Origin of the sequence: Brevibacillus sedimenti (assembly GCF_020923495.1) — a bacterium.
Taxonomy (GTDB): Bacteria; Bacillota; Bacilli; order Brevibacillales; family Brevibacillaceae; genus Brevibacillus; species Brevibacillus aydinogluensis.
In genome coordinates this window covers 3,746,550-3,772,798 of the sequence record NZ_CP064048.1, presented here as the reverse complement: position 1 = coordinate 3,772,798, position 26,249 = coordinate 3,746,550, and the positions used below count along the sequence as shown (strand labels likewise).

Sequence of the window (26,249 nt, the reverse complement as noted above, 5' to 3'; positions counted from 1 at the left end):
GATGCAGATCGAACGCGTGGAGACCTACCCGCTGCTCTATCGGTTGACGCAGCCGTACGGCGACGCCAACGGCTACAAGAAGTACCGCGCCTGTTACCTGATCCGCATCGTCACGACCTCCGGGGCAGACGGATGGGGAGAAGCGGTAGACTGGCTGCCGACGCTGGACAAGGGATTTCGCGAGCGCATCATCCCGTACCTCATCGGCAAACGGGTGACGGACCGCCTGCGCCTGGTGGAAGTGATCAGCAAATGGCATCAGCGCTCGGCAGCGGCCGTCAGCATGGCCCTGACCGAGATTACTGCCAAGCTGGCCGGTTTATCCGTCTGCGAGCTGTGGGGCGGGGCGTACCACACCAGCATCCCGGTGTACGCGTCCTTTCAATCCTACAGCGAGCGTCCTGATTGGGCGGAGCATTCCGTCCGGCTGGTGGAACGACAGGTGCAGGCCGGATTTCGCCGCATCAAGGTGAAGATCGGCGGCCGTTCCTGGCAGGAGGACCGCCGTCACATCGAGCGGCTGATGGCATCGCTGCCCGCAGACGTCCAGGTGGCGGTAGACGCCAATCAAAGTTACGATCTGGCTGCTGCCCGACAGTGGGAGCATGTCTTTTCCCGTTATGAAAGCTGGATGTGGCTGGAAGAGCCGATGCCGATGGAGCGGACGGAAGAGTACGCCAAATTGCGGCAGGCGTTGTCAATTCCGCTGGCCGGGGGCGAAAATCTGATCCACTGCTACCAGTACGTGCCGCTGTTGAAACAGGGAGCGCTTGATATCATCCAGCCCGATCCGATGCATGCGACCGGGGTGGACAGCTTTCGCTTCATGCTGCAGATGGGGCGGCAGTTTGGACACCGCGTCTCTCCGCACGTGTTTGACGGATCGCTAACGCGGCTGTACGCGATATACGCGCAGGCGTGTCTCCCGGCGTGGAGCAAAATGGACGCCGACCCGATTGAACCGGTGGAGTGGGACGTCATGGACAATCCGTTTACCTGCATTTTTCCAATAGCTCCGGTCAATGGACAGGTGACCCTGCCGCGAGGAGCGGGCATCGGCGTCCAGCCGGATTGGCAGATTATCAAAGCGTTGTGCTGGGATGGCAGCGCATACGCGTGACGAGGGTGTACGGTATGGCACAGAACACGAAAAACCTGATAGGACTGGTGGGCATTCCGCTTGTCATGGTGTTGGGAAACTCGATGTTGATCCCCGTCCTGCCCACGATGAAAGCCAAGCTGCAGCTGACGGGCTTGCAGACGAGCCTGGTGATTACCGCGTTTTCCATCGCGGCGGGCGTCGTCATTCCGCTGGCGGGCTATCTGTCCGACCGGTTTGGACGCAAAATCGTCGTGACCCTGTCTCTGATTCTGTACGGGGCGGGCGGTCTGTTGGCCGGATTGGCGGCGCTCTGGTTGGACAAGCCGTACGGGATCATCATGACTGGACGGGTCCTGCAGGGGATCGGTGCTGCCGGGACTGCCCCGATTGCGCTGGCCATGGTGGGCGACTTGTTTAACGGGGCGGCGGAAAGCCGGGCGCTGGGCTTGATGGAGACATCCAACGGCTTGGGCAAGGTGCTCAGTCCGATTATTGGCGCGCTGTTGGCCATGATTACCTGGTACATGGTGTTTCTCGCGTTTCCGATCATCTGCGGAGTGATCGTGCTGCTGTTTTTGTTTTGTACCCGGGAAAACAAGCAGGAGAAACAGCCGGTGCAGGTCGGCCAGTATCTCCGATCCATCGGACAGGTGTTTCGGCAGCACGGACGTTGGCTGGTGCCGGCGTTCTTTATCGGCAGCATCTGCCTGTTCACACTGTTTGGCGTGCTGTTTTACCTGTCCGATCTGCTGGAAGAGACGTTCAAGATCGACGGCGTGCTGAAGGGCGGTTTCCTGGCCATCCCGCTGCTGGTCATGAGCATCGTCGCATACCTGACCGGCCTGATCATCAAAAAAAAGCTGCGCCTGATGCGCCTGTTCGTGATCGTCGGGATGTTTCTTTTGGCCGCCTCCTACGTGATCGCCAGTTTCGTACAAGGGGTGTACCTGTTGATCGGGGTGCTGGTGATCGGCAGTGTCGGAACAGGCATGATCCTGCCCTGTCTCAACAGCATGATCGTCGGGGCCGTGAAAAAGGCGGAACGGGGCATGATCACGTCGCTGTACAGCGGCGTCCGGTTTATCGGCGTAGCTGTGGGACCGCCGGTGTTTACCTGGCTGTTGGGCATTTCCCGCAACGTGATGTTTTACTCCATTGCCGGCATAACCGCCTTGTTTGCGGTGGTCGCGCTGTTCTTTCTAAAACCGCAGCAGGCAGCTTCCCAGGAGGCTTCCGGCCAACAGGCAAAAGCGGAAGACAAGCAGGAAAAAGACATGGAAGCAATGCGTCAGGCGGCGGAGATCCTGGGAATCCAGGCGGAGAGCGAGGAGGAGAGACAGCGGGCAGAAGCGGTGCGCAGGATGGGGTTTGACCCAAACGATCTGGTCAACCATCTGTTGAGCGGGAAAAAGGAAAAAGGCAAAAGCTAAAACAGGCATCGCCCACGGTTGGGGGATGCCTGTCACGTTGTCGCAAACGGATGGCGGCGTGCCCGCTCCAGCGCCAGCGGGTATACATCGTCGTACAGATAGCGGCTGAAGCGGGGATCATTCCGTACCTGGAGCGGTATTTGTTCGAACAACACCCGTTCAGCAACGTCGGCACCGGGCGGCTCCGTTTCCAGGTCCAGCACGCGGGCAACGTAGATATCCTTGACCAGATTGTGGTTGACGGTGTACTGGCCGATGCGCTCGATCGCCTCCAGCGTGGCACCGGTTTCCTCGTAGGTTTCCCGGATCGCGGCAGCCAGACTGGACTCACCCGGCTCCACCTTGCCTCCGGGCAGCTCGATGCCCCGCGTGCGGTGGCGGGTAAAAACCAGCCGGCCCTGCCAAAACGGAAAAACCAGTACATGCAGGGCACGCCGGTTTCGGTAGACGGCCGGGTCAAACGTGAGCGTCACCGGCAGGCCAAAATTATCGACGAACGAGTACATGATCACGGCTCCTTTTGTCCGGATGGTCACTAGACGCGATCGGCTACAGCGACGGGACCTGAAGTGAAATGTGCTTGACCGCCTTCATCGCCTGGCCGACGGCGAGTGACAGGCTGGCATAAGCGGCGCCGTTGGTGATGTCACCGATGGCGTAGATCCAATCAGCACCCACCCGCAGGTTGATGTCGGTCTGCAGATACCCGCCTTCCAAGGCAGGCAGTTGTCCCAACCCCTCGCTATTCCCGCGCACGCCGATTCGCGGCAGGACCCAATCGACGACGAGCGTTTGCGGCGTGTCGGAGCGGGGGGAGTCCAGGGTGAGCACGGCTTTGCCGTTTTGCTCCCGGCAGTCGCTCACCACTGTCTCCCACAGCACGTGGAGAGAAGGGTGAGGGCGAAGGCGCTCCACCCACTGCGGACGGGCTCGCAGCCGATCGCTGCGGACGAGGAGGTAGAGGCTGCGGACGTGGGGCAGGAGGTTGCAGGCGCTTTCCACCGCCCGATCACCGCCTCCGATCACCGCGACATCCTGGCCGGCGACAGCGGTTCCCTGCGAGGTGGTGGAGAACCACGGCTGCAGCACCCGCGAACAGCCGACGAGGGCGGGAATCCGATTGGGGCGCACGCCCGTCGCGATAATCAGGTAGTCGGCCAGGTACACGGTCTTGTCGGTATGGACCAGGTGCTTGTCGAGATCGATCGAGCGGAGCGCTTCCCCAAGGCGGGGACGGAGTGCGCGAATTGATCGATGGGCGAGCAGTTCGTCCAGCAAGGCCGCGCCATCCGGGTATACACGCGGTGGAAAGTCCCAAATTTGGTTGTGGATGTCCGAAAGCTGCCCGCCGAGCCGATCGTTTTTTTCCACCAGGACACAGGACAATCCGAGCCGTTCACACCAGATGGCAGCAGACAACCCGGCGATGCCGCCGCCGGCGATCAGCACCTGTACGTGTTCCACACTCAGCCCCTCCGCTTCCCGTGATCGTTCCGGTTTCTATCTTGGATAATTTTAGACTACCGTTTTCCTGTGGGGAGCGCAAGTGCGTTCTGGAGGGCGGGCCTTCCGGACGGAACAGGCCGGCACCTGATCCCATTTTGGGAACCTATCATCATTCTACAAAGCCAGACAAAATTGTGATAAAATTATACATATTTTTTCCAGAAAAGGTAGAATCGTCGAGCCAAACGCCACGTACAATGGGATTGAGGAGTTGACGACGCATGCGGAAGACGGATGAAGCGACTGCTCCTGCACAAAAGGGGCGCCGCGCCAGACGGAGACGGCGGACATGGGGAATGCGTCTGCTGCTGGCGGGCTGTCTGATTCTGTGTATGCTGGCAGCCGGAGCCGCCTACAGCTTCACCCGGATCAACGAAACCCTGGGGACGATTACGAATGACCCGTACAAGCTGCCGGACGAGCCTGCAACGCAGCAGGCGTACGAGAAAAAGAAGCCGCTTTCCGTGCTGATTATCGGGACCGACACCCGGAAATTGGGGGGCATGTTAAACACCGACGTGCTGATTCTGACCGTCGTCGATCCCGATGCGCAGCGGGTGACGATGGTCTCTCTGCCGCGCGACACCCGCGTCCAGATGCCGGGCTACCCGGGTTACCACAAGATCAACAGCGTGTTTGCCGCCGGGGAAAGCGTGCGGATTCGCGCAGAGCAGCGAGGTGAGCCGGTGACCGAAAACGGCGTCTCGCTGTTGAAAAAAACGGTCGAAGCGATGATGGGCATCCCGGTGCAGCATTACGTCCTGTTTGACTTTGAAGGCTTCACCGCAGTGATTGACAAGCTGGGCGGGGTAGAGGTGACGGTCGACCGCGACCTCGTCTATGAACTGCCCCAAGGGGGCGTCTACAAGCGTCTGAAAAAGGGACGGCAGGTGCTGAACGGCGAGCAGGCTCTCGGCTTTGTCCGCCACCGTGTGGACCGGCGGGGACACGCTTACGACTCCAGCGATTTTGACCGCAACCGGCGGCAGCAGGAAGTGATCAGGGCGGTGGCCGACAAAGTGACGTCGATGAATGGCCTCAGGAACGCGTTCGCCATTCTGGAGACAGCGGGCCAGCACATCAAAACCGATCTGTCCAAAGAGCAGATCACCGGATTGGCCCTCGATTTCACCAGCTTTTCCTCGGAGCGGATCGTTTCGCTGGACAATGGCGCCGTGTGGGATTCCCGCCTCCTGTACACGCTGTGGCCCAAAGAGAAGATGGATCAGGTCCGCTCCGCCCTGCAAAGCGCCATGAAGGTCACAACAGGCGCAACCTTGAGCGAGGCGGCCGTTGCCGAGTACGCACGCGCGGAACAAAAAAAGACGACAGCGCCAAGCAAACAGACGGCTGGAAACGGGAAGACGGGAGCTTCCAAACAGGCAGGGAAAACCGGCCAATCGGCTGCCGGTTCCACGCCGGCACTCAACGGCGGCAAGTCCAAACCGGCTGATTCCGGTGACGTGTCGGCCGGAAAAGGGAGAACGGACAACTCCCCAGCGGACATTCCCGCTTCGGGCGGAACGGGCGGACAGCAATCGTCTCCGCCGCCAAGCACCAGCCCCGAAGCCGAGCAGCCGCCCGCCAATCTTCCGCCGCCCGACATCATTGCTCCACCCTCTTTTGATCCGCTTCCTGCCGGGGCAGCCGGCAAAGAAGAGGGCAGCGGTGCGGTTATACACTAACAGATGAGAAAACGACATGCGGCAACCTGCCAAACAGGCTGGCTGCCCGCACCCCCTCCTCGAAGTGCCGAGGAGGGGTTTTTTGTTGGCCCATCTCTTTTCCCCTATATCCATGATGAATAGATTACATCCAACTTTGCCACGCTACCTATATGGATGTTATTGGAGAAAGGTGTGGTTTTGATGGCAAAGGAAGCTGCAGGGCAAGACTCTCTCATTATTGGTGTCGACGTCGGCTCGACTACCGTCAAAGCTACCGTGGTCGATCCCGACACCAGGGAGATTCTCTGGTCAGACTATCAGCGCCATCATACCAAGCAGGCGGAAAAAGTGCTGGAATTCCTGGTGGCGATCGGCAATCAGTTTGCCCATGTCCGGCGTGAAAACATTCGCATCTTTATGACCGGCTCCGGGGCCGGCCCGATTGCGGAACACGTCGGCGCCAAGTTTGTCCAGGAAGTAAACGCCGTAACCATGGCAGTGGAACAGCTTCATCCTGACGTCGGCAGTGTGATCGAACTGGGCGGGCAGGACGCGAAAATCATCATCTTCAAGGTAAACGAAGAGACGGGGGACAAGCAGGCGATCACCTCGATGAATGACAAGTGCGCCTCCGGGACGGGTGCCACCATCGACAAATGCATGATCAAGGTGGGCATGCCGATGGAGGAGGTGGGCCGGCTGCATTTCGACGATTCCAAGCTGCACCACGTGGCCGCCAAATGCGGCGTGTTTGCAGAGACGGACATCGTCAACCTGGTGAAGAGCGGCATCCCGGCGGCGGAAATCATGTGTTCGCTGGCGGACGCCATCGTCATGCAAAACCTGTCCGTACTCACGCGGGGAAACACGCTCAGGCACCGGGTGCTGCTGTTGGGCGGCCCCAATACGTACCTGCCGTTTTTGCAGGAGTGCTGGCGCAAGCGCATTCCGCAGACGTGGGAAGAGCGGGGATACCAGTACCCCCGGGACGTCCCCGTCGAAGAGCTGATTTTTGTGCCGGAAAACTCCCAGTACTACGCCGCATACGGCGCCGTCATGTACGGACTGCACGAGCCGGCCGAGGTGGGCGCCTACAAAGGGATCGAAGCGCTGAAAGCCTTCATCGCCCACGGACGCAAAGCCAAACTGGGTGAAAATGCCGGCCCGCCGCTCGTGCGCAGTGTCAGCGAGCTGGAAGAATTCCGCCGCACGTACAGCATCCCGCCGTTTACGCCCGCCAGCTTCTCGCCTGGGCAAAAGGTGAGGGCGGTGATCGGGCTGGACGGAGGATCGACGTCGTCCAAAGCGGTGCTCGTTGACGAGAGCGGCGCCATTTTGCTGAAAGAGTACCAACTGTCCAAGGGCAACCCGCTCGAAGACACCAAAGAGATGCTGCGGCGGATTCGCGACAAGGTGACAGGCGAAGGAGCGGAGCTGGAGATCATCGGCTTTGGCGCCACCGGGTACGCGGCGGACGTGCTGGAGAAGACGCTCAGGGCGGACGTCAACATCGTGGAGACGGTCGCCCACATGATGAGCGCCGTTCACCAGTTCGGGGATGTCGACGTGATTTGCGACATTGGCGGCCAGGACATCAAAGTGCTCTTTTTGAAAAACGGCGACATCCGCAACTTCCGGCTGTCCAACCAATGCTCGGCGGGCAATGGCATGCTGCTGCAGGCGATGGCCGACCAGTTCGGCATTCCCATCCAGGAGTATGCGGAAACGGCCTTCAAGGCGGAACTCACCCCCAAGTTTTCCTACGGCTGTGCGGTGTTCCTCGATGCCGACCGGGTCAATTTTCAAAAGGAAGGGTATTCCAAGGAAGAACTGCTGGCCGGCCTTGCTCTGGTCCTGCCGAAAAACGTCTGGCAGTACGTCGTGCAGATCCCGCGCATGGCCGAACTGGGCCGCACCTTTGTCCTCCAGGGCGGCACGCAGTACAACCTGGCAGCGGTCAAAGCGCAGGTCGATTACATCAGGGAGCGGGTTCCCGACGCCAAGGTGTACGTGCATCCCCATCCTGGTGAAGCAGGCGCGATCGGCGCCGCGATGGAGACCCTGCGCGTCGTCAAGCGTCGGGGGTATTCCACCTTCCTGGGGCTGGATGCTGCGATTGGGCTTTCGTACATCACCCGCAACGACGAATCCACCCGCTGTACCTTCTGTCCCAACCACTGCAGCCGAACCTTTATTGACGCAAAGACGCCGGACGGACAGACGGCCCGCTACATCTCCGGCTTTAGCTGCGAAAAGGGAACGGTGGAAGACAAGGAGGCGGTCATTCGCCTGACCAAGCAGCGGCAGGAACTGAAAAAACACTATCCCAACCTGGTGGAATACGAAGCGACCCGCATGTTCCAGCATTTCTACGATCCGGAACCGATGCCGACAGCGGACGAGACGGTGAACGACGTGCGCGTCACGCGCAGGTGGCTGGGTCTGGGGGCGTGCGCAGAAAGGTGTATACGCGCCATTTTCAGCGCTCCTCGGCAGAGGCGGCAGAGCGGCGCAGCCGGATGCGCATCGGAATTCCGCGGGTGCTCAACATCTGGTCGACGGCTCCGTTTTGGCGCACCTATTTTGAAACACTTGGCATCGACAAGAACAACATCGTATTCAGCGACTACACCAGCGAAGAGATGTGGCTGGAGGGCGGCAAGTACGGCTCGATCGACCCGTGCTACCCGTCGAAGGTGGCCCAGGCGCACATCCACAATCTGCTGTTCAAGCATCACGAGCGGAAGCCGCTGGACTGCATCGTATTCCCGTGCATCACCCACATTCCGACCCACTTGCAGAACGTGATGGATTCCGCGAGCTGTCCCATTGTCGCCGGGGCGCCCAATGTGATTAAAGCGGCCTTTACGAAAGAGATTGACTTCTTTGCGACGAGAGGTGTCACCTACCTCGACCCGGCCGTCACCTTTACGGAGCGGCACATGATGAAAAAGCAGTTGTTCGAGGCGTTTCGAGACGTGCTGCAGATCACCGAGGACGAGAGCGATTTTGCCGTGGAGCAGGGATGGCGGGCGATGGACCTCTTTGACGCCGAAATGCAGGAGCGGGGAAAGGCGATCCTGGAGCAGGTGGAAGCGGAAAACCGTCTGGCCATCCTGATGATCGGGCGGCCGTACCACTCCGATCCCGGTCTCAATCACGGCGTGCTGGAAGAGTTTCAGGTGTTGGGCTACCCCATCCTTTCGATGCGCTCCATCCCCAAGGACGAGCAGTGGCTGCGGCGTTTTTTCCGCGACGACATCGAGAGCGGGCGCGTGGAGCACGCACTGGAGGTGACGGATGTCTGGCCGGAAAACTTCAGTTCCAACAGCGTGCAAAAGGTGTGGGCAGCCAAGTTTGCCGCCCGCCATCCCAACGTTGCGGTGCTTGATCTGTCCAGTTTCAAGTGCGGTCATGACGCACCGACCTACGGGCTGATCGACAAGATCATCTCGACGGCAGGAACGCCTTATTCCGCCTTGCACGACATCGACGCCAACAAGCCGAGCGGCTCGATCAACATTCGTGTGAAAACCTATGCCCACAGCCTGAGTCTGCACGAGGAGCGGCTGCAGGATCTGGCCGCGAAAAAAGCGGAGCTGCAAAAGCGCATCGAACAGAAGCGGCGGGAACTGCTTGGCCTCGACACGCAGGAACGGACGGCTGTGATGGAATCGACCGGGTTTGCGCAGACGGGCAGCGAATCGATCCCGTTATGACCATCTGAAAGGGGCGAAAAGGTATGTCAACCACCACAGAAATTTCCGGGAACGAAAACGCGATTGCCGATGAATTGCGCCGTTATCAGGAAGAGCAGATGCAGGCGCTGGGATTGACAGCCAGTCGGCAGCAGTGGTTTGATCCGGTTCCCCGCCAGTTTTTGGCCAGGGACAAGGCCAGCACCACCATCCTTTTCGGCGGACTGACCATGGCCCACGACTACCTGATCGAAGGGGCGCTCTCCGGGCTGGGCTACAACGTAAAGCACCTGGATTGTCCCGACAACGAGTCGCTTCGGTACGGCAAGGAGTTCGGCAACCGCGGCCAGTGCAATCCGACGTATTTTACCGTGGGCAACCTGATCAAGTATTTGACGTATCTGCGGGACGTGGAGGGCAAATCAAAAGAGGAGATCGTCGCAAACTACCTGTTCATCACCAGCGGTTCGTGCGGGCCCTGCCGCTTCGGCACGTATGTGACGGAGTATCGCAAGGCGCTGCGCGATGCCGGGTTTGACGGCTTCCGCGTGCTCCTGTTTCAGCAGCAGAGCGGGCTGAAGCAGGCGACCGGCAGCGACTCGGCCCTCAAGCTGGACACCGCGTTCTTCCTCAGTTTCTTGAAAGCAGTCCTGTTGGGCGACATTCTGAATGCCATCGGCTATCGCATCCGTCCCTACGAAGTGGAACCGGGCGCCACCGATGCCGCGCTCGAGCGCTGCAAACATCGACTGTACGAGGCCTTGCGCCAGCGCAAATGGCTGATTCCCGCCCTGCTGGCATGCCGCAGGGAGCTGCAGGCGATCCGGGTGGACCGGACGCAGGCCAAACCCAAGGTGAGCGTGATCGGCGAGTTTTGGGCGATGACGACGGAGGGCGACGGCAACTATCAACTGCAGCGCTTTCTGGAAAAGGAAGGGGCCGAGGTGGACGTGCAATTGCTGACTGCCTGGATTCTCTACCTGATCTGGGAAGGGCGCTACGACACGCTGAAGCGCATGAGGCTGCGCGGCGAGGACGGCGGCCGCTACGGCCTTGCCGGCAAAAATCCGGTCATGCGCCTGCGCATGCTGTGGGCGGCCGACCGCGTTCTCCGCTTGATGTTTTACAGCTACGCAAAGCTGTTGGGCTTGTCCGGCTACCATCTGCCGGACATGGATGAGGTGGCCCGGGTTGCGCATCAGCATTACAACAACCACCTGCGCGGCGGCGAAGGCCACATGGAAGTGGGCAAGCTGATCCTGAACGTGGTCAAGCGGAAAGTGAACATGACGATCTCCGTCAAGCCGTTCGGCTGCATGCCGTCTTCCGGGGTATCGGACGGCGTGCAGTCGCTGATCACGGAAAAGTACCCGGATGCCATTTTCCTCCCGATCGAGACGACAGGAGACGGCGCGATCAACGTCTACAGCAGGGTGCAGATGATGCTGTTCAAAGCAAAGCAAGCCGCCCAGAAAGAATTCGAGGAAGCTCTGGCGCAGCAGGGGATCACATTGGAGAGGCTGCGGAACCTGGCAGACCGCCCGGCCTTTGCCCATCCGTTGAAGACCAGCCGGCACCGGGTAGCCTGTACGGCGGCCAACGCCGTCTACAGCCTGCGCCGCTTTCCCTGGCTGTCCGTTCGGAGCAGCAAAGAGGAGATGCACAGCGTCTAGCACGAAAAAAACGCGTTTTTTCGCCAAGCAGCGGAAAGCGCGTTTTTTGCATATCCTGATGAAAAACGATACCGGGGAGAAGACATGAAGGAAAAAGAAAATCGCCCGACGCCCACTCAGGAACTGCAGTTGATCGGGCAGGTATTGTCGCTGATCGGGGCTGTCCTTCAATTGATCGGCTACGTGGTGGAATTGAACGACAAGAAGAAATGAGACACCCCATCGCTCGCAGCGAGCATGCCAAGGCGTACAGGTATCTGGTGCTTGTGGATACATGAGGAGAGATGTGTACCATCGACCGTCGGCGGCGTTTTCTCACCAGCCATAGCGGAGTGCATGCAAGGGGAGAATGCCCCCGAATTCTCCCTTTGCATGGATCTGTCTGCTTTTGCTTTGTTTCCGTTATTCACAACTGCAGCCGACGATGACCAACAGGATAAACAGCACGAGCACGAGGCTGAATTCGTCAAATCCGCAACCGTTGAAGATACTGCTCATCACTACCCCTCCTTTCCGCGACTATCATACTGTATGTGTGCGCAGAGGGTTTTGCCTGTACGCTCGCCCAATGCTGGACGCACCGACGAGGAAATCCCCCCGTTTGGACAACGGATGGACAAGCCGGGACAGGTCCGCGGACTTGTAGTACAATAGACGTCAGAACAAATGTTTCCAGACGGATGGGGAGAATGCCACGCATGAAAGTCATCATTGCCGAAAAACCGGACCAGGCGCTCAAGCTGGCCAGTCCGTTTGCGCATAAAAAGAAGCAGGGCTATGTGGAAATTCAGCCAAACCAGCTGTTTCCCCGGGGGGCCTACATCACGTGGGCGGTAGGTCACGTGTGTGAGCTGGTGCCGCCGGAAGCGTACAACCCTGCCTGGAAAAAGTGGGCGGTGGAGACGCTGCCGATCATCCCGGAATCGTTTCGCCATCAGGTGATAAAGGGCAAGGCCAAACAGTTCGGGATTATCAAGCAGCTGCTCAGGCGGCCTGACGTAAACGAGATCATTCATGCAGGCGACGCCGGACGGGAAGGGGAGCTGATCGTCCGGACGATCGTGGAGATGAGCGGGGTTCGCAAGCCGATGAAGCGGCTGTGGATCTCGTCGCTGACGGAGCGGGCTGTCGTCGCCGGCTTCGCATCGCTATTGGAGGAGGAGCAGACGCGCAATCTGTACCACGAGGCGTACAGCCGGGCCTGCGCCGACTGGCTGGTGGGCATGAACGCCTCCCGCGTGTACACCATCCTGCTAAAGAAAAAAGGAATCAGCGATGTGTTTTCCGCCGGCCGGGTACAGACCCCGACCCTGGCGCTGGTGGTAAAGCGGGAAAAGGAAATCGCCTCGTTTCGGCCGGAGCCGTTCTGGGAAGTAAAGGCCACCTTCGACGTGTGCGGCAAACGGTATGAAGGCGTCTGGCAGAAGGACGGGCAATCGCGGATCAACGACCCCGAGCTGGCGGAGCGGATCGCCGCGTTTTGCCGTGATAAACCGGTACGCGTGTCGGAGGTGAAGACGGAGCGGAAAGAATTCCTGCCCCCGTACCTGTTCAACCTCTCTTCCCTCCAGGCGGCCGCCAACAAGCTGTACAAGTTTTCGCCGCAAAAGACGCTGGACGTGGCGCAAAAGCTGTACGTCAAGGGATATCTCTCCTATCCGCGCTCTGATTCCGCCTTTGTGACGGCCGAAGAGGCGCGGGCGTTCCCGGATATCCTCGCCAGGCTGGCCAGACAGCCCGAGTACCGCGGCTTTTTTCCCGCGCCGAAGTCCTCGATCGCCCAAGATCGACGCTACGTCAACCAAAAAAAGGTAACGGACCACTACGCGATTATCCCGACGGAGCAGGTGCCCACCGTGGCCAAGCTGGGGGACGACGAGCGGAAAATCTACGACCTGGTGGCCCGCCGGCTGATCGCCGCCCATTATGAGAGCGCGCTGTTTGATTACACGACGGTGGTCACGCTGGTGGACGGCCGGGCTGCATTTGTCAGCAAGGGAAAGGTGCAGCTCAGGGCCGGATGGCGGTCGGTGCTGTTCGACGAGGAGAAGGAAGAGGACGAACCGGTGCTGCCGCCGCTGGCCGAGGGAGAAGAGGGGCGGGTGTGCAAAGCAAGCGTCAAGGAGAGCAGGACGCAGCCGCCCAAGCGCTACACCGAAGGTCAGCTGATCACGCTGATGAAGACGGCGGGCAAGCATCTGGACAACGAAGAGCTGGAGAAGGTGCTGATGAAGGCGGAAGGGCTGGGCACCGAAGCGACCCGCGCCGCCATCATCGCCACACTGAAACAGCGAAAGTACATCGAGGTCAAGCGGAACCAGGTGTACGCCACCCCCAAGGGCATGCTTTTGATCGATCTGATCGGTGACAAGATCCTGGCCTCGCCGGAAATGACCGCCCGGTGGGAGCAGCGTCTGGCGGAGGTCGGGCAGGGATTGGCCTCGCCGCAGGCGTTCATGGAGCAGGTGAAAAAACTGTCCAGCAAGATCGTGCAGGATGCGGTGGAACAGTCGCAAAGCTGGAATTTGGACGGATACGACGTAGCGGCGATGCCAAGGCAGTCTTCTCGGTTCAGCCTGGGCAAAAAGGTGGCCGCCTGCCGCGCCTGCGGCGGCGATCTGGTGGACAAAGGGGATTTTTACGGCTGTGCCAACTACCGCAAGACCGGCTGCGGCGTGACGCTGTCCAAGACCATTTTGGGCAAGAAAATTTCCGCCGCCAACGTCAAACGGCTGATGGAGTCGGGCAGAAGCAATCTCATCAAAGGATTTCAAAAGGGCGAAGAGCGCTTCGACGCCTACCTGCTGTGGGACGACCGGGAGCAAAAGGTGCGCTTGCAGCAGGATGCCGGCGGCGAGGCAGAGCGCAAGGGCAGCATGCGCAAACGAAAGGAGTCCGGTTGAAACCGAGGCCCCTCTTTTTTCGTAGATACGTGTTAGAGAGGCGCAGTTGCAGCTGCGTTGACATTCTTATGCAAGGAGGAAAAATGTCATGTCGTTTTTCAAACGTCTGCGAGACCTGACCATGGCCAATCTGTATGCTCTGATTGAAAAAGCGGAAGACCCCGTTAAAATGACAGACCAGTATCTGCGCGACATGCAGGCCGATCTGGAAGAAGCGGAAAAAGCTGTCGCTGCCCAAATCGCCCTGGAGAAAAAATTCAAGCTGCTGTACGAGGAGCAGGAAGCCCTCGTCAAGAAACGCGACGAGCAGGCCCATCTGGCCGCGCAGGCGAAGAACGTCGATCTCGCCCGACGCGCGTTGGAAGAAAAGAAAGCGGCCCAGCAAAAGATGGAGGAGTACAAGGCAAGTTACGAGCAGAATAAACAGGCGGCTGACAACCTGCGCGAAAAGCTGGCGGAAATGCGCAAGCAGATCAACGAGCTGAAACACAAACGGGAGACTCTGGTCGCCCGCGTCAACGCCGCCAAGGCCCAGAAAAACATCAACAAGGCGATGTCCGGGTTCGACGCAAATACGGCGATGGCGGGGTTGAAGCGCATGGAGGAGAAGGCGCTGCAGCTCGAAGCGGAAGCGGAGGCCAGCGGCGACGTGTACAAAAAAGAAACATCGCTGGACGAGGAAATCGCCAAATTGAACCGTGATCAGGAAATTGAAGACGAACTGGCGGCCCTGATGAAAAAATACGAGGGGTAAACCGCTCCAGGCGGTTCCCCTTTTTCTCTGATTCCGCGAACTGCCGCAAGTAAATTTTGACGCTGTGGAGGGATGGACTTTGTCGTGGTTTGAAGTGCTGGCCATGCTGGTGTGGACCGGGGCCGGCGCCATTCTCTTGTTTGTGCTCATGTGGGTGGACAGTTTGTTCACCAAATACAAGGACATTACGGAAATGAAGAACGGGAACGTGGCGGTAACGACCCGTTTCGTCATGAAGCTGTTTGCCCAGGGCTATATCTTGTCCCGGTCGATTGCCACTTCCAACGATCTGTTTATTGCCCTGTTGGTGTCTGTGGTTTCATTTGTCATTTTGTTCATGCTGGAATGGATTGTCGAACGGCTGTTGAAAATGGCTGCGTCGTTTGATCTGGACGAGGGAACGCGGCAGGGGAAAGTCGCGTACGCATTGTTGGCCGGCTCTTTCCACATCGTCGGCGCTTTGATTTTGGCCGCTTGTCTGTAGTGCGGGGAAAGGAGGGCATCCATGAGTTTGTTCAAGCGAATCCACGGTCTCTTTGCCAAGCATGAGCCGCTGCCCGCAGAGCGCAGCATCCTCACTGTTGGGCCGGGAGATGTGGTGGAGGTTTCCCTGGTCACCTATCAGGTGACGGGCAGGATTCAAAACGTCAGTCGAAACGCCGTGATGCTGACCCTGCAGGACGGCCAGCAGATTCGCTATCTCTATATCGAAGAGCGGGAACAGGTGGTGTATCAGCTCTACAGCGCCATTGACGGCCGGCTGGATTTTGACGATGGAGTCCCGACCACGATCGAAATGGACGGGGTCTACTACCACCTGGAGGAACACTACAGCGGTCACGTGACGGCCCAGGGCAATACCCCGTTTTCTTCGTCAGGCGAGCAGCACATCTGGCAGTTTCAATCCGACCAGCGCCATCTGCTGCGGATCGAATGGCAGGACGGCCGTTTCATGCTGTACGAGGGAGAGTTTGTCCTCTCGGCTGACGTGCAGGTCTTGCGCGGAACGTAGGGAGGGATGAGGATGGCACAGCGGTTGTTTCGAGCGGTCACGATCTTGTTGGTGCCAGCGCTCTTGCTCTTGTCCCTGGCTGGCTGCGGGAAACCGTCGGCTGGATTGGACTATCCGCTGGAATCGGTGATCTCCAAGGACGACGGGCAGTATTCCCGCGTCTACCGCGCCGAAAACAAAACAGTGCCGGAAGTGGCCCGCGAACTGGCAGAGCAGCGAGAGCCGGACGAAATCTCAAAAGAAGACGAGAAACACATGTTTCTCATCTATCCGGATGAATGGTACCACCTGCAGCAGGATCAAGAGAAGCCTTCGGACACGCTCATCGAAGTGGACAGCAAGGAGTTTGTCCGGCAAAATTACGATCCGTCGTTTCTGGAGGGGTTCATCATCGCCAGCCTGCTGGATGACCTCTTCGATGCGCACAAACATGCCACCGGTTCGTATCGAGGGTATACCACAAGAGACATCTACAAACCAGGGGGACGTACCGGGTCCCCACCCAGCAGGAAAAAAAGGCGGCTCCTCCTGTCACCAAGCAGGGAACGGGGAGCATCATCAAGCGCAGCGACAAGCCTGCCGATCGGAGTTCCGGAGTCGGTGCGGACGGCAGCATCATCAAAAAAAAGACGGAACCGTCCACAGCGCCATCCGGGCAGGTCGGGCGGATTATCCGCAAGTCTGACAAGAAGACGACCATCTCCAATTCGACATCCACAAAAAAATCCTCAATCTTCTCCCCGCCGCGAAGCAAATCGCCTCCGCGCACGAAGGTTGGTGGCTTCGGCCGTATCACCAAACGACGATAACCTGCTGAAAACAGCGGGTTTCCGACTGAAGCCAACCCGATTGCATCGAAGGAGAAGCACGTTTCCAGGCAGAGCGACTTGTGAGCCCTGCCGAGCGGAGCAGCGATTTGCGGGAAAAAGGATCGCCACCGTTGAACAGTCTGCGTAGCCATGCGGCTTTGGCGATCCCCCGCAAATCAATGCGGAGCGAGCAGTATGTGCTTCCCTGTTGGGCGAGCACGGAGCGGCTGACGGAAACGTGTTCTCCTCGCAACGGTCATTTTTCTACACACTGTAACCCGCTGAGCACAGCGGGTTTTTCTTATGCCACACAAACGGGCGACCGCCCAACACAGCAGGTAGGTGAGTGTCATACAGTGATACTGGTTAGTCAATCACCTAGCAAGGAGGTCACCTTCGTTGGATTCGCAGACGAGAGTGTATTATCCGTACGTCAGCCCCTTTGACCCGTGTCCGCCGATCCGGGTGAAAACCTATGTGGTCCCCCCCAACCTGTTCATGAATTTTCAGCCCCCCGGACTGCCGCAGTTTTCTGCTCACGAAGCGCTGCGCCACGGCGTGCTCTGGCCGGCATTGTACAGTCCGTACGAGGGACGGGATCGAAAAGGGAGGGAGCGGAAGTGAGCGATCGCAAACAAGTGGACGAACGCTACTACCAGCTTCTGCATGAGCTGCAGGCGCTCGATTTCGTGCTGGTGGAGTTGTCGCTGTACCTGAACACTCACCGAGACGACATGAATGCGGTCCAGCAGTTCAACGAGTACTCCGCCAGACGCTGGCAGGTGGCGTGCGAGTTTGAGGCTCATTACGGACCGCTTTTGCAATTCGGACACAGCTATTCCGGATATCCCTGGCAGTGGCCCGAAACGCCGTGGCCGTGGCAGGTATGAGGATGAGGAGGAGAATCAAACGTGTGGATTTATGAGAAAAAACTGCAGTACCCCGTACGCGTGAGCAAATGCGATCCGCGTATGGCGAAACTCCTGATCGAGCAGTATGGCGGCGCCGATGGGGAGCTGGCGGCGGCGCTCCGCTACCTGAACCAGCGGTACACCATCCCTGACAAGGTGATCGGTCTGTTGACGGATATCGGGACAGAAGAGTTTGCGCACCTGGAAATGATTGCCACCATGGTGTATAAGTTGACGAAAGACGCCACGATCGAGCAGTTGGAGGAAGCCGGCCTCTCCCCCCACTACGTTAATCACGACAGGGCGCTGTTTTACAACAATGCCGCCGGCGTCCCCTGGACGGCGGCGTACATCCAGGCCAAAGGCGACCCGATCGCCGACCTGTACGAAGATATTGCCGCCGAGGAAAAAGCGAGAGCCACCTATCAATGGCTGATTGACATGACGGACGATCCCGACCTGAAGGACGGCCTCAAATTCCTCCGCGAACGGGAGATCGTCCACTCGCTGAGATTTCGTGAAGCAGTGGAACTCTTGAAAGAAGAGCAGGGACGAAAGAAATTTTTCTGATTTACTGTCTGATCCACCTGTACAGGTGGTTTTTTTCTTGCCCTGATTTCCCGAAAGGTCAACGGGTCTTTCGCCATCCTGCAGTTCGTCAGTTTTCATGACGAAAAACAGTCGGAAACTCGACAAAAGAAGAAAGGATGTGCACACACTGTTCGACAGTCTTTGATGGGCGGTTTTGGCTATGATGGCATTGTTGGCAAAAGACCCGTCGCCTCCGCCAGTCTCGTGCTTGGAGGATACCGGCAGAAAGGAGCGTTCAACGATGTTGGAACGAATCTTACAGCTTCGCTCGCAGTCCATGACCATCGCGCAAATCGCCAAAGAATGCGGGCTGACCGTGGGCCAGGTGAAATACCGGCTGCAGAAGGGCAGATCGCGTTCGGCGGCCGAACCTGACTCCAGCAGCCGGAATGCTGTCCCGCCAAAGAACAAACCGGACGACGGGTGGCGGCTGCCGCCGTTTTACGGGAGGGATGTGGTCAAACTGATGGTGCAGGGGCCGACGGTGCTGTTTGTCTATTGGGAGATCACCTGGCCGCGCATGCGGATGGTCGCATCCTACCTGCAGGCAGACTACCGGCAGATCGACAAGGGGCTCCGTCTCTACGACGTGACCGACTGCTTGTTTGACGGCACCAACGCGCATTGCCACCTGGACGTGACCGTGTCACATGACGCCCACTCCTGGTTTGTGCATGACGTCCAGCCGGGGAGAACGTACATCGCCGACTTTGGTCTGTTCCACCGCGAGCGCTTCTACCCGACCCTGCGCTCGGAACCGGCAGCGACACCGCGCAATTACCCTGCCGCATGGGGCGAGCCGCTGGTGGAGCCAGCCACCGACACGCGCGTACCAGACTGGTTTGAGAACTTTTCTTCCTATTCCCTCTATCCCAAAACGTCAAAATGAGCGAGGTGTCTGTGGTGTCAAACGGTTATCTCTCCCTCGTGCTGCATGCCCATATGCCTTACGTGCGGGATGGCGAGCGGGATGATCGCCTGGAAGAGCGCTGGGTGTACGAGGCCATGCTCGAATCGTACATTCCGCTGTTGCTGGTGTTTGAAAAGCTGCTCGCGGACGGCATCCCGTTTCGCATCACGCTGGCCGTTTCACCTCCGCTGCTGTCCATGCTTGACGATCCGTTGATCCGTGAGAGATTCCGGCGCCATCTCGCCAAAACGGTCGAGTTGGCCGGAAAGGAATGCAAGCGGACGAGCGGCAGCCCGGAGGAGCACCGCGTCGCCAAAATGTATCTGCAGCGCTTTCGGGAAGTCGCCCAGTACTGCCGCAAGTGGGATTATGCGCTTGTATCCGCTTTGAAACGGCTGCAGGAGAGCGGCTGCGTGGAGCTGATTACGTGCGCCGCGACTCACGCGTTTCTCCCCTTTGTAGAGACGGAAGAGGCAATCCGCGCCCAGCTTATGGTAGGGATTGATACGCATGAGCGTATTCTCGGCAGCCGTCCCGCGGGAATCTGGCTGCCCGAGTGCGGCTATACCCCGGGGCTGGACCGCCTGCTGAAAGAGGCGGGCATCCGCTACTTTTTCACCGACAGCCACACGGTTCGCCACGCCACTCCTCATCCGCGGCGGGGGCTGTTTGCGCCGCTGTTGACCCCGTACGACGTAGCCGCCTTTCCACGCGATGAAGAAGCGTCGCGTCAGGTGTGGAGCTCTGTCACCGGCTATCCCGGAGATTACGATTACCGGGAATATTACCGGGACATCGGGTTTGATCTGGACTGGGCGTACATCGCTCCGTACGTTCATCCCGAGGGATTCCGCGTACATACAGGACTCAAGTACCACCGGATCACCGGGCGGGATGAGCCAAAAGCCATTTACGATCCCGACCGGGCGAGGGAGAAGGCGGACGTTCACGCCGGTCATTTCCTCGCCAGTCGGGAGGCACAGGTGGTGCAGGCGGCCGAATGGCTGGATCGCCCTCCGCTGATTACGGCCACGTACGACGCCGAACTGTTCGGCCACTGGTGGTACGAAGGGCCGCAGTTTCTCGATTTTCTGCTGCGGAAGGCTGCCTGCGATTCACATGTGATCAGTCTGACCACGCCCTCCGCCTACCTGGACGCCTGCCCCCAGATTGACCGGGGGCGTCTGCCGATGTCGTCCTGGGGGCGAAACGGCTACGGTGAAGTCTGGCTCAACGAGCGAAACAGCTGGATTTACCGCCACCTGCACCAGGCTGAGCGGGACCTGATCGAACTGGTGGAAAAGACCCATGACGATCATGAGGCACGTCCGCTGTTGCGGCGCGGACTGCAGCAGGCGGCCCGGGAGCTGATGCTGGCGCAAAGCAGTGACTGGGCTTTTATCATGGACGGACAAACCGTGGTTGATTACGCCGTCCGCCGCACTCACGACCATCTCACCTGCTTTCGCGAGCTGGTGGAGCAGATTGAGGCGGGGACAATTGATCCCGAGCGACTGGCCGCAAGAGAGCAGACGTATCCGCTTTTCCCCGATCTGGACCTGCGGTACTATTTGCCGATAAGTTCGCATAGAGTGAACGTATCGCGTCAGTATGTGGCCGCCGGCAGTGAGCGTCAGGAAGGGCTTCGGGTGCTGATGTTGAGCTGGGAGTTTCCGCCCCGCGTCGTCGGCGGACTGGGCCGGGCCGTGTACGACCTGGCCTGCCATCTGGCAAGGCAGCACGCAGAGGTGCACGTATTGACAGCCTCACCGGGTACGGCAGCGCACTCGGAGCTGGTAAACGGGGTGTGCGTCCATTGGCTCAACACCTACGTCCCGGGAGAGCAGAGCGATTTTCTCGACTGGGTATTTCAGCTCAACCTGGCGATGACAGACGCGGCGGAACGATTGGTGCGGCAGGGATTTCGGCCCGATCTCATCCACGCGCACGACTGGATGGTCGGATGGGCAGCGCTGGAGCTGAAACAGCGTTGGGAACGGCCGTTGGTGACGACGATCCACGCGCTGGAACACGGCCGTCATCAAGGGATTCACACCCCGCTGCAGCAGCGGATTCACGAGCGCGAACAGCTTCTCTCCACCGCATCCGACCGCCTCATCGTGTGCAGCCGCTACATGGCCGGGGAGGTGAACAGGCTGTTTGGCGTACCGCATGAGTGTATCGCCGTGATCCCCAACGGCGTCGCATGCCCGCCGGCCGCGACTGCGGATGAAGCAGAGTGCATGCGTGTCGTGCGGGAGGAACTGGGGCTGGGGACGGGACCGGTCATCTTCTTTGTCGGCCGGATGGTGCGGGAAAAAGGGGTGCACCTGCTGTTGGAGGCCGCCCCCGCGTATTGCACGAACACCCGGAAGCCGTCTTCGTTCTGGCGGGAAAAGGGCCCATGCTGGAAGAGTGGCGGCAGATGGCGGAGCAGCGGGGGCTGGCGTCTCGCGTCCGATTTCTCGGCTTTGTCGACGACGACCGCCGCAATCTGCTCTTCCGAATGGCAGCGGCAGCCGTTTTTCCCAGCTTGTACGAGCCGTTCGGCATCGTGGCGCTGGAAGCCATGGCGCTGGGGACACCGGTGATTGTGGCCGACACGGGAGGCTTGCGGGAAATCGTCCGCCACGGCGAAAACGGGCTCACCTTTTACACCGGCAACGCCAATTCGCTTGCTGATCAGTTGTGCTGGCTCCTGCACTGCCCCGATGAACGCGAGCGGCTGGTCCGCACGGCGCGTGAGGAAATCCTGTGTCAATACGACTGGAACCGGTTGGCGCTTCAGACGATGGATTTGTATCGTTCATTGGGTTCAGCCTGGGCAACTTCGATCTGACCGAGAGGAGGAACGGTTGATGAAAGCAGTGATCATGGCCGGCGGCAAGGGAACCCGCCTGCGCCCGTTGACGGTCCATACGCCCAAACCGATGGTGCCGTTGTTAAACCGTCCCTGCATGGAATACACGATCCACCTGCTGAAACGCCATGGCATTACGGACATCGCGGTCACGCTGCAGTACCTTCCCGATGCCATCCGCAGCTACTTTGGCGACGGATCACGCTTTGGCGTCTCGCTTACCTATTTCGAAGAAGCGACGCCATTGGGCACGGCGGGCAGCGTCAAAAACTGCGCTGAATTCCTGGATGACCGGTTCCTGGTGATCAGCGGAGACACCTTGACGGACATCGATTTGACAGAGGCTGTCCGTTTTCACGAGCGAAACGGCGCATTGGCCACGCTGATCCTGACCAGAGTGGAGACGCCGCTGGAATTCGGCGTCGTCATGACGGACGAGAGCGGACGAATCACCCGGTTCCTGGAAAAGCCCAGCTGGGCCGAAGTGTTCAGTGATACGGTCAACACAGGCATGTACGTCTTCGAACCTGAGGTGCTTTCTTACATAGAAGAAGACAGAGAAGTGGATTTCAGCAAAGAGCTGTTTCCCGCCTTTTTGGACGCGGGTCTGCCGCTGTTCGGCCACATCGCGGAGGGCTACTGGTCGGACATCGGGTCCCTGGACGTGTATCGGCAGACGCAGGCTGACATGCTGGACGGACGGGTGCGGGTGGAGATTGACGCGCGAGAGATTGCCCCCCGGATCTTTCTCGAAAACCACGTGCGGATTGATTCGTCCGTGCGGCTGGAAGGGCCCGTGTACATCGGGGAAAACGTCCATTTGCAAGCGGGTGTGTCGGTCGGTGCCTACTCCGTGCTGGGCAGTCATTCGGTCATTTGCGCCGGGACCAGGCTGGGGCAGTCGATTTTGTGGGAAAACTCCTATATCGGCCAGCGGGCGGAACTGACAGGCGCTATTCTGGGCCGCAACGTGAGCGTCGGACCGTGTGTCCTGCTGGGCGAGGGCGCGGTCATCGGCGACCGCTGCCGGATCGGTGCCAAGGCGGTGGTAAAAGACGGGGTCAAGGTCTGGCCCCACAAGGAAATTGAGGAATGCGCCAACGTACACACGTCGCTCATTTACGGAACCAAGCAGTCAAAACGCCTGTTCGGCGGCAATGGCATCAAAGGGCTGGCAAATGTGGAGATTACGCCGGAGTTCGTAACCCGGCTGGCTGCCGCATACGCCTACCTGCTCAAGCCGGGCAGCAAAATCGCCCTGTCCGCCTGCGCCCACCCGTTTGCCCAACTGCTCAAGCACAGCGTCATGACCAGTCTCTGCTCGTCCGGAATTGACACGATCGACATCGGCATCAGCATCGCGCCGGTAAACCGGTACGCCGTCCGACAGTTTCACTGCCAGGGCGGGATTCACATCCACATGGACGAATCGGCTGAGGAGAAGCAAGTAGTGATCCAGTTCGTCGACCAGCTGGGGCTGCCGGTCTCCCGCGATTGGGAGCGGAAAATTGAAAATGCCTGCTGGCAGGAGACGTATGTCCGTTCGCTGCACCACCTGGGTTATCTGCACGTGGAACACCAGGTGCAGGAAACCTACACGCGTGAACTATTGGAGCAGATCGACGCGGCACTGATTCGGCGCCGGGGATTCAACCTGCTAATCGAGTGCGAGCCCCGCTTCCTGCCGGCGTTTCTGGCTCCGCTGTTTGGCGCGCTGGGTGTGACCGCCGTGTACGGCGCCGTCGCAGAAGGGGTCGGCAGGCACGGTGTCGATCTGGCTGTCCGCCTGCACAAAAACGGCGAGCAGTTCGAGCTGTTCACGGACACGGGGGAACGCCTGACACCGGAACAACTTATGGCGCTGCAGCTCCTCGCCTGCCGGGGGCAGCGACGGCAGATCGGCCTGCCGGTCAGCGCGCCGGAAGAGATGGAGCAGCTGGCCCGGCGGATGCAGGTGGAGGTGGTCCGCACCAAGTTGTCGCCGCGCGCGATGATGGAGGTGTCGCCGGACGAGCGGTTCCATCCGCTGTTTGATGCGGTTTTCAGCCTGGTCTGCATCCTTGCGCACCTGTCACGGGAAAAACAGCCGCTCAGCCAGTTGACCGCTCAGCTTCCGGCGTGCCACATGGACAAAACGACGGTGTTTTGTCCGTGGGCATGGAAGGGAAAAGTGATGCGTAAAATGTTGGAGGAACACAAAGGCCAGCAGCTGGAGTTGGTGGACGGCATCAAGGTGTACGACGCCCACGGCTGGGTGCTGATTCTGCCGGATACAGAACATTCCCACGTCAATATCATTTCACAGGGCGTGACAGCGGAATCAGCATCGACGCTCGCCGCATTGTTCGCCCGGAGGATAGCGGAGTTCCAGTCCCGATAACGCGCCTTGTTTTCGGGAACCTTCTCGTGAAGTTTCAGATCGGAAGGGGCGTGACATCATGCCAAGACCGCTTGTGGTGGGTAACGGAAAGCTGCTGATCAATTTTGACGACAGACTGCGCATGCGCGATCTCTTCTATCCGTATGTCGGGCAACTGAATCACGTGGGCGGTCATTACTGCAAGCTGGGCATCTGGGTGCAGGGGCGGTTTTCCTGGTTGGATGAAGACGGATGGGAACGCAGGCTCGGCTATCGCGACGAGTCGCTCGTCACCGATGTCACCGCCCGTCACGAGAAATTGGGGCTTTCGCTCTGCATCGCAGACGGCGTGCATCAGCGCGACCCGATTTACCTCAAACAGGTCCGTGTCCGCAACCACTTCGCGGAGACGCGGGAAGTGCGCCTGTTTTTTCATCACGACTTCAGCTTGAACGAGACCGAAGTGGGGGATACGGCCGTGTACGATCCCCTGCTTCACACCGTGTACCATTACAAGCGCAATGTCTACATCATGGTGAACGGCCGGACGGCGGAGAACGGCGGCATTTTTCAGTACAGTGTGGGCATCAAGCGGTTTAATTACGCGGAAGGAACCTGGCGGGACGCAGAGGACGGTCTGCTGGAAGGAAACACGATCGCGCAGGGCTCGGTGGACAGCACCGTTTCGTTCCGCCTTGTGCTGGAGCCGCTGGCGGAGCAGACGCTGTACTACTGGATGTGCGTTGGTGACACGTACCCGGCGGTCAAGGAATTGAACCAGTACGTGCTGGACAGCGGAGCGGACCGGCTGCTGTCGCGCGTGGACGTCTACTGGCGGCGTTGGGTGAACAAGGAGGAGCAAAGCTTTGCTGACCTGCCGCCTGAGGTGATCCGCCTGTACAAACAGAGCCTGTTGATCATCCAAACACAGATTGATCAGAACGGCGCCATTCTGGCCGCCAACGATTCGGACATCCTGCAGTACAACCGCGATCATTACAGTTACATGTGGCCGCGCGACGGGGCGCTGGTCGCCAGCGCGATGGTCCGCGCGGGATACGGCGGGACGGTGGCGCCGTTTTTTCGCTTTTGCCGTGACGCGCTGACGGAGGACGGCTATCTGCTGCACAAGTACAATCCAGACGGGTCTGTCGGTTCGAGCTGGCACCCGTTTGTTCGGGACGGGGAGTACCAGCTTCCCATCCAGGAGGACGAGACGGCGCTTGTTCTCCACGCGCTGTGGGAGATGTACCGCTGCAGCAAGCAGATTGAATTTTGCCAGCGGCTGTATCCCACACTGGTCAGGCCGGCGGCCCGGTTTTTGCTGTCCCATCTCCATCCCGAATGGCACCTCCCCCTCCCCAGCTACGATCTGTGGGAAGAGCGCAGAGGAATCTTTACCTTTACCAGTGCCACCGTCTACGCCGGGCTCAAGGCGGCGGCAAGGTTTGCCCAACTGTTTGGCGACGATCACCGCTTCCAGCGCTATGACGAAGGGGCGGAGCGCGTCCGTGCGGCCATGTTGCAGCATCTGTACGATCCGGACCTCGGCCGTTTTTTGCGCGGGGGGTACCTGCGGTCAGACGGAAAGCTGGAAAAGGATGAAACGGTGGATAGCAGCCTGTACGGACTGTTTGCCCTGGGCGTGATGCCGGCAGACGATCCCCGGGTCGTCAGCACGATGGAGGCGGTTAGGCGCAGTCTGCGGGTGGATACGCCGGTGGGCGGAATCGCCCGGTACCAGGGTGATCCGTATTTTCGCAAGGCACACGACGCGGCCAGGGTGCCGGGGAACCCCTGGATTATCTGCACGCTGTGGGTAGCCGATTGGGAAATTGCGAAAGCGCAATCGCTGGAAGAACTTGGCGAAGCGAAAAAGCGGCTCGACTGGGTGGTGCGGCACGCGATGGAAAGCGGCGTGCTGTCGGAGCAGTTGGACCCGTACACCGGCGAGCCCGTCTCCGTTGCGCCGCTCACCTGGTCGCACGCCACCTTTGTCGCCACGGTGCTGCGTTACGTGGACAAAGCAAACGAGCTGAAGCAAAAAAGGGAGAGGTGAATCGC

At 59.3% G+C, this 26,249-nt stretch carries 19 protein-coding genes and 3 pseudogenes; 19 read left to right on the top strand and 3 right to left on the bottom strand.

Going from position 1 to position 26,249, the window contains the following annotated elements; all coding sequences use genetic code 11:
* The first annotated feature begins 1 nt into the window (after position 1).
* Both IRT44_RS18445 and IRT44_RS18440 read left to right on the top strand, forming a co-directional pair.
* Positions 2-1,120, top strand: coding sequence for a mandelate racemase/muconate lactonizing enzyme family protein (locus IRT44_RS18445; RefSeq protein ID WP_230077164.1), 1,119 nt, complete (start codon positions 2-4; stop codon positions 1,118-1,120).
* A 14-nt stretch (positions 1,121-1,134) separates the two neighbouring features.
* Positions 1,135-2,532, top strand: coding sequence for an MFS transporter (locus tag IRT44_RS18440; RefSeq protein ID WP_212131846.1), 1,398 nt, complete (start codon positions 1,135-1,137; stop codon positions 2,530-2,532).
* A gap of 32 nt (positions 2,533-2,564) precedes the next feature.
* Here the strand turns inward: IRT44_RS18440 and IRT44_RS18435 are convergent, their stop codons facing one another.
* Both IRT44_RS18435 and IRT44_RS18430 read right to left on the bottom strand, forming a co-directional pair.
* Positions 2,565-3,038, bottom strand: coding sequence for an NUDIX domain-containing protein (locus IRT44_RS18435; protein ID WP_230077163.1), 474 nt, complete (start codon positions 3,036-3,038; stop codon positions 2,565-2,567).
* A 43-nt stretch (positions 3,039-3,081) separates the two neighbouring features.
* Positions 3,082-3,996 (bottom strand): NAD(P)/FAD-dependent oxidoreductase, encoded by a 915-nt coding sequence (locus IRT44_RS18430; RefSeq protein WP_230077162.1) that lies wholly within the window; start codon positions 3,994-3,996, stop codon positions 3,082-3,084.
* Positions 3,997-4,259: 263 nt separating this feature from the next.
* Here IRT44_RS18430 and IRT44_RS18425 point away from each other — a divergent pair, with 263 nt between their 5' ends.
* From IRT44_RS18425 to IRT44_RS19360, 4 genes and pseudogenes are all read left to right on the top strand, one after another.
* Positions 4,260-5,723, top strand: a complete 1,464-nt coding sequence (locus tag IRT44_RS18425) for an LCP family protein (RefSeq protein WP_230077161.1) — start codon at positions 4,260-4,262, stop codon at positions 5,721-5,723.
* A 183-nt stretch (positions 5,724-5,906) separates the two neighbouring features.
* A pseudogene (locus IRT44_RS18420) lies at positions 5,907-9,424 on the top strand (BadF/BadG/BcrA/BcrD ATPase family protein).
* 23 nt (positions 9,425-9,447) lie between these two features.
* Positions 9,448-11,076 carry a 2-hydroxyglutaryl-CoA dehydratase gene (locus IRT44_RS18415; RefSeq protein ID WP_230077160.1) on the top strand — a complete coding sequence of 543 codons (1,629 nt, stop codon included), beginning with the start codon at positions 9,448-9,450 and terminating at the stop codon, positions 11,074-11,076.
* Positions 11,077-11,160: 84 nt separating this feature from the next.
* The gene (locus tag IRT44_RS19360; protein WP_256379846.1) at positions 11,161-11,289 is read left to right on the top strand and encodes a hypothetical protein; all 129 of its coding nucleotides are present in this window, start codon (positions 11,161-11,163) and stop codon (positions 11,287-11,289) included.
* Positions 11,290-11,478: 189 nt separating this feature from the next.
* Here IRT44_RS19360 and IRT44_RS18410 read toward each other — a convergent pair whose 3' ends face one another.
* Positions 11,479-11,574, bottom strand: coding sequence for a YjcZ family sporulation protein (locus IRT44_RS18410; RefSeq protein ID WP_171564345.1), 96 nt, complete (start codon positions 11,572-11,574; stop codon positions 11,479-11,481).
* A gap of 200 nt (positions 11,575-11,774) precedes the next feature.
* Between IRT44_RS18410 and IRT44_RS18405 the strand changes: the two genes are divergently transcribed.
* From IRT44_RS18405 to IRT44_RS18345, 13 genes and pseudogenes are all read left to right on the top strand, one after another.
* Positions 11,775-13,979, top strand: coding sequence for a DNA topoisomerase III (locus IRT44_RS18405; RefSeq protein WP_230077159.1), 2,205 nt, complete (start codon positions 11,775-11,777; stop codon positions 13,977-13,979).
* 88 nt (positions 13,980-14,067) lie between these two features.
* Positions 14,068-14,733 carry a PspA/IM30 family protein gene (locus IRT44_RS18400; protein ID WP_171564343.1) on the top strand — a complete coding sequence of 222 codons (666 nt, stop codon included), beginning with the start codon at positions 14,068-14,070 and terminating at the stop codon, positions 14,731-14,733.
* 79 nt (positions 14,734-14,812) lie between these two features.
* On the top strand, positions 14,813-15,217 hold the full coding sequence (locus IRT44_RS18395; protein WP_171564342.1) for a DUF350 domain-containing protein: 405 nt from the start codon (positions 14,813-14,815) through the stop codon (positions 15,215-15,217).
* A gap of 21 nt (positions 15,218-15,238) precedes the next feature.
* Positions 15,239-15,745: a DUF4178 domain-containing protein gene (locus IRT44_RS18390; RefSeq protein ID WP_230077158.1), complete on the top strand. Its 507-nt coding sequence runs from the start codon at positions 15,239-15,241 to the stop codon at positions 15,743-15,745.
* A 12-nt stretch (positions 15,746-15,757) separates the two neighbouring features.
* A pseudogene (locus tag IRT44_RS18385) lies at positions 15,758-16,554 on the top strand (DUF4247 domain-containing protein).
* Between the two features lie 399 nt (positions 16,555-16,953).
* Positions 16,954-17,178, top strand: coding sequence for a spore coat associated protein CotJA (locus IRT44_RS18380; protein WP_171564339.1), 225 nt, complete (start codon positions 16,954-16,956; stop codon positions 17,176-17,178).
* Positions 17,175-17,444, top strand: a complete 270-nt coding sequence (locus IRT44_RS18375; RefSeq protein ID WP_171564338.1) for a spore coat protein CotJB — start codon at positions 17,175-17,177, stop codon at positions 17,442-17,444. The genes IRT44_RS18380 and IRT44_RS18375 overlap by 4 nt, the downstream gene beginning before the upstream one ends.
* A 21-nt stretch (positions 17,445-17,465) precedes the next feature.
* Positions 17,466-18,035, top strand: a complete 570-nt coding sequence (locus IRT44_RS18370) for a manganese catalase family protein (protein ID WP_171564337.1) — start codon at positions 17,466-17,468, stop codon at positions 18,033-18,035.
* Between the two features lie 262 nt (positions 18,036-18,297).
* Positions 18,298-18,945: a DUF4912 domain-containing protein gene (locus IRT44_RS18365; protein WP_230077157.1), complete on the top strand. Its 648-nt coding sequence runs from the start codon at positions 18,298-18,300 to the stop codon at positions 18,943-18,945.
* Positions 18,942-21,110 (top strand): annotated as a pseudogene (locus IRT44_RS18360) (1,4-alpha-glucan branching protein domain-containing protein); the annotation flags it as partial. The gene IRT44_RS18365 and the pseudogene IRT44_RS18360, both read left to right, overlap by 4 nt.
* Positions 21,111-21,370: 260 nt before the next feature.
* A complete protein-coding gene (locus IRT44_RS18355; protein WP_230077156.1) occupies positions 21,371-21,805 on the top strand; it encodes a glycosyltransferase family 4 protein in 435 nt (144 codons plus the stop codon).
* 19 nt (positions 21,806-21,824) lie between these two features.
* Entirely contained in the window at positions 21,825-24,206 is a 2,382-nt protein-coding gene (locus tag IRT44_RS18350) for a sugar phosphate nucleotidyltransferase (protein ID WP_171564334.1), read from the top strand.
* A 58-nt stretch (positions 24,207-24,264) separates the two neighbouring features.
* Positions 24,265-26,244 carry a glycoside hydrolase family 15 protein gene (locus IRT44_RS18345; protein ID WP_171564333.1) on the top strand — a complete coding sequence of 660 codons (1,980 nt, stop codon included), beginning with the start codon at positions 24,265-24,267 and terminating at the stop codon, positions 26,242-26,244.
* Positions 26,245-26,249 lie beyond the last annotated feature (5 nt).

Bases quoted from the DNA above. Each gene is read 5' to 3' on its own strand.
- IRT44_RS18445 (WP_230077164.1), top strand. From the start codon at position 2: ATGCAGATCGAACGCGTGGAGACCTACCCGCTGCTCTATCGGTTGACG.
- IRT44_RS18440 (WP_212131846.1), top strand. From the start codon at position 1,135: ATGGCACAGAACACGAAAAACCTGATAGGACTGGTGGGCATTCCGCTT.
- IRT44_RS18435 (WP_230077163.1), bottom strand. From the start codon at position 3,038: ATGTACTCGTTCGTCGATAATTTTGGCCTGCCGGTGACGCTCACGTTT.
- IRT44_RS18425 (WP_230077161.1), top strand. From the start codon at position 4,260: ATGCGGAAGACGGATGAAGCGACTGCTCCTGCACAAAAGGGGCGCCGC.
- IRT44_RS18415 (WP_230077160.1), top strand. From the start codon at position 9,448: ATGTCAACCACCACAGAAATTTCCGGGAACGAAAACGCGATTGCCGAT.
- IRT44_RS19360 (WP_256379846.1), top strand. From the start codon at position 11,161: ATGAAGGAAAAAGAAAATCGCCCGACGCCCACTCAGGAACTGCAGTTG.
- IRT44_RS18410 (WP_171564345.1), bottom strand. From the start codon at position 11,574: ATGAGCAGTATCTTCAACGGTTGCGGATTTGACGAATTCAGCCTCGTG.
- IRT44_RS18405 (WP_230077159.1), top strand. From the start codon at position 11,775: ATGAAAGTCATCATTGCCGAAAAACCGGACCAGGCGCTCAAGCTGGCC.
- IRT44_RS18400 (WP_171564343.1), top strand. From the start codon at position 14,068: ATGTCGTTTTTCAAACGTCTGCGAGACCTGACCATGGCCAATCTGTAT.
- IRT44_RS18390 (WP_230077158.1), top strand. From the start codon at position 15,239: ATGAGTTTGTTCAAGCGAATCCACGGTCTCTTTGCCAAGCATGAGCCG.
- IRT44_RS18365 (WP_230077157.1), top strand. From the start codon at position 18,298: ATGTTGGAACGAATCTTACAGCTTCGCTCGCAGTCCATGACCATCGCG.
- IRT44_RS18355 (WP_230077156.1), top strand. From the start codon at position 21,371: ATGCTGGAAGAGTGGCGGCAGATGGCGGAGCAGCGGGGGCTGGCGTCT.
- IRT44_RS18350 (WP_171564334.1), top strand. From the start codon at position 21,825: ATGAAAGCAGTGATCATGGCCGGCGGCAAGGGAACCCGCCTGCGCCCG.
- IRT44_RS18345 (WP_171564333.1), top strand. From the start codon at position 24,265: ATGCCAAGACCGCTTGTGGTGGGTAACGGAAAGCTGCTGATCAATTTT.